Below are 1,574 nucleotides of genomic sequence, written 5' to 3'. Positions count from 1 at the left end.
TTGCTGGACGGCTACGACATCACCCTGCTTAAGGGCCATAAAACCCTGCATTATGAGACCGTTGGCTAGTATTTTTTTAGGGTGTCAGGACGTTGTTTTTGCTATAATTTCGTCATGAAGACAACGTCTGATAACACGCCCGAAACACCCGATCTCAGCGGTCTCTCGCCCGTTGAAATGGCGGCCGTTATCAGCGATCTGCAGAGCCAGTTGAAGCAGCATGATGAGATCCTCCAGCGTCGCGACAACTACATTGCCATTCTCGAAGAACTCCTGCGCCACAAGAAGATCCAGCAGTTCGCCGCAAGCAGTGAGAAACAGCCCGACCAGATCCTCTTGTTCGACGAAGCCGAGCTGGAGGTCGAAATTGACGCACTGCGCGACGAACTCCCCGAGGATGTTGAAGAGGCTGATGCGCCGCCTCGCTCCCGCAAGCGCCGCCAACGCGGCTTCTCCGACACGCTCTTGCGTGAGCGTATTGAACTGACCCTCAGCGACGAAGAAAAAGCCGGCGCCAGCAAGACCTTCTTCACCAAAGTGAAGGAAGAGCTGGAGTACATTCCCGCCCAGTTGAAAGTCCTGGAATACTGGCAGGAAAAGGCGGTGTTCGAACAGGACGGCGAAGAGCATGTCATTGCGGCCGCCCGGTCCAGGCACCCACTGGGCAAGTGCATTGCCACACCGTCACTGCTGGCTTACCTGATCACCTCCAAGTACGCCGATGGCCTGCCATTGTACCGGCAGGAGCAGATGTTCAAGCGCCTGGGGCATGACCTGAGCCGCACCAGCATGGCCCACTGGATTATCCGTCTGAACGACGTGTTCAAACCGGTGATGAACCTGATGCGGGAAACCCAGAACGGCAGTGACTACCTCCAGGCCGATGAAACCCGTATCCAGGTCCTCAAGGAGGACGGCAAAAAAGCCCAATCGGACAAGTGGATGTGGGTGACCCGAGGCGGGCCACCCGGAAAACCCTCAGTACTGTTCGATTATGACCCATCCCGTGGCGGCCAGGTACCAGTGCGCCTGCTCGATAACTTCCAGGGCATCCTGCAAGCCGATGGTTACTCCGGCTATGGGCAAGTCTGCCGTGAAAACGGCCTGACCCGTATCGGTTGCTGGGACCATGCCCGCCGCAAGTTCGTGGAAGCCTCCCGGGCCGCGCCGGCCAAGGGCAAAAAAGGCCAACTCTCAAAAGCCGATGTGGCCCTCAGTCACATCCGCAAACTGTACGCCCTAGAAAAAGCCGCGAACGAACTGAGTGACGCCGAGCGTTACCGGGTGCGCCAGGAAAAAAGCCTGCCGCTGCTGAACGCCTTCAAAGCCTGGCTGGAGAAAAACGCCAGCCAGGTGCTGAAAGGCTCGCTCACCCGCAAGGCCATGGACTACACCCTGAACCAGTGGGACACCCTGATTGGCTACTGCGAACGTGGCGATCTGAAGATCAGCAATGCGGGTGCCGAGAATGCCATCCGGCCATTCGCGTTAGGCCGCAATTATCCGAGGTCTTCAGTTATGTAAAGTTTCTGGGCGAGCCATTTTCAAAATGGCTGCTTTGCCGCAGCCCCAAG

Annotated in this window: 1 pseudogene; it reads left to right on the top strand. The window is 57.3% G+C overall.

Annotation, left to right across the window (positions count from 1 at the left end):
• Window positions 1-114 precede the first annotated feature (114 nt).
• Window positions 115-1,497: pseudogene (gene tnpC / locus MLC59_RS19655) on the top strand (IS66 family transposase); the annotation flags it as partial.
• Between the last annotated feature and the right edge of the window lie 77 nt (window positions 1,498-1,574).

The organism is Marinobacter bryozoorum (genome assembly GCF_023156245.1).
Classification (GTDB): domain Bacteria; phylum Pseudomonadota; class Gammaproteobacteria; order Pseudomonadales; family Oleiphilaceae; genus Marinobacter; species Marinobacter bryozoorum.
Note: the sequence above shows the minus strand (reverse complement) of the source record. Positions and strands in the feature narration are given on the sequence as shown.